This window comes from Acinetobacter sp. GD03645, assembly GCF_029845285.1.
In the GTDB taxonomy this organism is placed as follows: domain Bacteria; phylum Pseudomonadota; class Gammaproteobacteria; order Pseudomonadales; family Moraxellaceae; genus Acinetobacter; species Acinetobacter corruptisaponis.
Window position 1 is genome coordinate 1 of sequence record NZ_JAOCLL010000042.1, and the last position, 3,632, is coordinate 3,632.

4 protein-coding genes and 4 pseudogenes are annotated in these 3,632 nt (G+C 34.6%); 3 read left to right on the plus strand and 5 right to left on the minus strand.

What is annotated here, in order from left to right:
* Positions 1-534 (plus strand): annotated as a pseudogene (locus N5J47_RS17990) (IS5 family transposase); the annotation flags it as partial.
* A gap of 33 nt (positions 535-567) precedes the next feature.
* Here the strand turns inward: N5J47_RS17990 and N5J47_RS17995 are convergent.
* The 3 genes and pseudogenes from N5J47_RS17995 to N5J47_RS18005 form a co-directional block, all read right to left on the minus strand.
* Positions 568-798 (minus strand): annotated as a pseudogene (locus N5J47_RS17995) (transposase); the annotation flags it as partial.
* Positions 799-852: 54 nt separating this feature from the next.
* A pseudogene (locus N5J47_RS18000) lies at positions 853-963 on the minus strand (IS4 family transposase); the annotation flags it as partial.
* Between the two features lie 129 nt (positions 964-1,092).
* The gene (locus N5J47_RS18005) at positions 1,093-1,314 is read right to left on the minus strand and encodes a helix-turn-helix transcriptional regulator (protein ID WP_034602463.1); all 222 of its coding nucleotides are present in this window, start codon (positions 1,312-1,314) and stop codon (positions 1,093-1,095) included.
* A 195-nt stretch (positions 1,315-1,509) separates the two neighbouring features.
* Between N5J47_RS18005 and N5J47_RS18010 the strand changes: the two genes are divergently transcribed.
* Positions 1,510-1,761, plus strand: coding sequence for a hypothetical protein (locus tag N5J47_RS18010; RefSeq protein WP_005155685.1), 252 nt, complete (start codon positions 1,510-1,512; stop codon positions 1,759-1,761).
* A gap of 57 nt (positions 1,762-1,818) precedes the next feature.
* Positions 1,819-1,999, plus strand: a pseudogene (locus tag N5J47_RS18015) (IS5/IS1182 family transposase); the annotation flags it as partial.
* A gap of 55 nt (positions 2,000-2,054) precedes the next feature.
* Here the strand turns inward: N5J47_RS18015 and N5J47_RS18020 are convergent.
* Entirely contained in the window at positions 2,055-2,195 is a 141-nt protein-coding gene (locus N5J47_RS18020) for a transposase (protein WP_262463139.1), read from the minus strand.
* On the minus strand, positions 2,196-3,392 hold the full coding sequence (locus N5J47_RS18025; RefSeq protein ID WP_279961408.1) for an integrase arm-type DNA-binding domain-containing protein: 1,197 nt from the start codon (positions 3,390-3,392) through the stop codon (positions 2,196-2,198).
* Positions 3,393-3,632: the final 240 nt, after the last annotated feature.

The window sequence follows — 3,632 nt, forward strand, 5'->3', positions numbered from 1 at the left end:
TCTTGGTAATTCTCAACAGACCCTAGCCTCATGCCCCGATATGGAGTGGATTTTTATTGATGGCTCCCATGTACATGCTCATCAATATTCTGCCGGCATAGCGAATAATCTAGTTCTAAAAGTGTAGGAGGAAACTCCTCAAAAATAGATTTGATTATTGATGCACATGGCAATCCTATTGATTTCATGATTACCGATGGAACCACACATGATGTTAAAGTTGCACCTAATTTAATATCAACATTAAATTTAAAAGGGACAAAAGTGGTATGCGCAGATAAAGGCTATGATTCAGAACCACTGCGTGAACAGATCAGGAAAACAGGGACTAAAGCGAATATACCAAAGAAAACGAATAGTCAATCGAACACTGACCATATGGACTGGTATTTATATAAAATCAGGCATTTAATTGAAAATATGTTTTGTAGATTAAAGCAATTTAGAGGAATAGCTACTCGATATGACAAGCTCAAAAGAAATTATCAAAGTTCTGTTGCTTTAGCCTGTATATTTTTATGGCTACCTTTATAGGGTTAATTATGAACAGTAAATGTCAACAGACCATAATTCCAAGATCCGCTGTTGTTCTGGTGAAAGTTGACGTTTGCTTGAACCCACTGGATTGGATTCACGAATCCATTTGTCTAAAGTTGAATAACCCACGCTTAATTTCTGGGCGATTGTAGCTATAGGTTCGTGGGAGTTTGAAAGTGCATAATCAATCGCTTGCTGTTTAAATTCAGGACTTGAACAGTATTGCTGCACAAGATAGCCATTTCTTGAATCTCCAAAGATTAAAGTTACGTTATCTTTAGAGGGACGTGCTGTCCATTATTTTGGCTAGGATCATGTCTGTTTTACAATTAATGCAAGCATAATCAGTGTAAAACATTTTGCATGTGACTTGTTCCACTTTAGATATTTGTTTAAGATGAGATGTAACTCATTGAAATGTGTCATCATATTCGTCGTCAGAAAACAAGTATTATGCCATTATTTCAATGAGTTATCTTTTTTGTCGTGTACAAAGTTATATTTTATAAACTCAGCATGAGACCAGTCGAGTAAACTTATCAAACGAAGTATTCATTAATTCTGCTCTTCAAGAGCATCTACATACTCAAACAAGTCACTCATCGTACAGTTAAAGTATTTACATAACTTATCAGCGACTGGTAATTCAATACGTACAGCACGGTCATAATACATACTTGTGAGCGTATTGCGATTGATACCTGTTGCATGCACCACCTCACTTAATTTTAAAATTTTTCTATCGCCCATGAGCCTAGATAACTTACAAGTAATCATATTTAAATTAACTTACAAAAAAATAACTTGCTGCGGGTTATTTTAAGTTGTTGCATGAGTAATACTTTGCTAAAATTAACCTGCAGCAGGTTATTACAACTTATAGAAAGTATATTTTATCCATTTCAAATAAATTATAACTTTTTAAATATAAGGATTGAACCTGCATTAGATTATTTTGTGGAGATGACCGCCGTGCTACCGAATGAGTTATTGATCAGCCAGCAAGCTCGTGACTTAGGAAACCAATTAATTAAAGAAATGAACATCAATAGAAGTTACGGAATGGCTAATTTTCTTGGAGTAAATACTTGCTATGATAATCATCAGGCTGTACTTATTTGGACATTTCAACTTCTTGAAAGGAAACCTACCTTAAACGAATTAGCAGAAATTAAAAAATATTTTCTTTTAATCTTTCCAGATAGTGTTTATCAATTAGCCTAAGTTGTTTTTAAAAATTAGACCTCTTGCGAAAGTAAAAACCACCTCAATATAAATTTCATGAGATATCAGAAATTAAATCGTTTGTTCAGATTCTGAATTCAAACGCTTGGTTGGTGTACCTCGACAAGTTTTTACTGAAATGGTAGAGGTTTTAGAAAAAGCAGAATCACTCAAAAAGAAATCAGGCCGTCCTCATACTTTAGATATAGAGGATCAGTTGTTATTAACTCTCAATTATAGTCAAACCGCTTAATTACTCATACACTCGTTAAAGAAACGACTAAAAAGCTTATCTATTGAGTTAACCAACCATTTTTTCCTTTCACCCATGCCCACATTTTTTCAATAGGATTAAGGTCAGGACTATAAGGTGGTAACCAAAGTATTTGATGCCCATGTTGGAGAGTTTTTCTATATAAAAGTATGATAATCACCTAGCTATTACTTAAATAATCACCCCACCACTGCATCATTTCAGTCCGCTGGGTTAAATAGTCAGCGTGATTATAGCTGGCACGGGTACGGTTCTTATCAATATGTGAAAGTTGTGCCTCAATCCAGTTATCCTGGAACAAACCTGAGTCATTCAAAATGGTACTAAAAGTAGAACGTAATCCATGAGAAGATAGTTGATGTTTGCCATACCCCATCTTACGTATGGCCATATTTAATGTATTAAAATGAATCGGTTGATTATGTTTGCGAGGGCTAGCAAAAAGGTATTTTTCACCGTATGACCACTGCATGACGTCTTTCAAAATCTCTAAAGCCTGATTTGAAAGTGGAACTAAAAAATCTGGAATCTCATGGCCTAATATGACTTTTCGTCGAAACTGTTTAATATGCAAGGCAGGTATTTTCCAGATTTTTTCATTTAAATCAAAATGATGAGGCTCAGCCAATAACAATTCAGCCCCTCGCACGCCAGTATGTAATTTGAACAGCAGTGCTTTTTTAATAATCGGATGGGCATCCAATTTTAATAAATTTTTCTTAAAATCTGATATATCCTCCGCTTTCAAATACGGATAATTCTTCTTGATTTTACTGTTAATGGCGATTTTATTTAAACCATGCGCGATGTTGAATTCACAATAACCCATCGCTACAGCGTAGTCATAAATTTGGTTCAAATAACTACAAGCTTTCTTGACAGGTTCTTTTACTTGGCGTCCCTCTATTTTTTTGATTACTGAAACCAGGTCATAACGCTTGATGTTTTGAAAAGGTAAATCTTGAAGGTCTGGATAAATATCTTGCTGTAAACATCTTTCTGCTAACTGTAGTACACCGCAGCGGGGTGAATCATTAAATGCATTTTTCAGTTTGAACTGCAGCCACTCCTCCCCTACCTTACGAAAGGTGATGACATTAGAGACAGTATCATGCTCAAAACAATAATTATTGTCTTTAAAGTCATCTTTGACTTGTCGTGCCTTTTTCAGCGATAAATCAGGATAAAGCCCCAACTGAATGCGGCGACGTTTTTTTGTTTGTGGATCTGTATAGCGATAGCACCAAGATTTTCTTCCAGTCGGCTCAATCTTCAGGCTAAGTCCATCTTCATCGGATAAAAAACAAGTTTTTTCCTTGCAATGAGCTTGGCGAACTTTAATTTCAGTAAGACTCATGAAATTTAAATGAAACCTATCAGCGGATTGACGAGATCCATTATATCAAAATAGAAGAAAATATATATGATGCGTACACTACGCATCATATATATTTGTAATATATTGTTTTATATATTTAATATTTTAAGTATTTGTATTTTAGTAACCATTATAAGTACCACCTCTTCTTTAAGTTCCCAACAACTCACTTTTTCTGTCATCAATGTTAAATAAGTCTTGTGCTTTAAATTCTTAGAT

Coding starts and splice junctions, on each gene's coding strand:
- N5J47_RS18005 (WP_034602463.1), bottom strand. CDS start 1,314: ATGATTACTTGTAAGTTATCTAGGCTCATGGGCGATAGAAAAATTTTA.
- N5J47_RS18025 (WP_279961408.1), bottom strand. CDS start 3,392: ATGAGTCTTACTGAAATTAAAGTTCGCCAAGCTCATTGCAAGGAAAAA.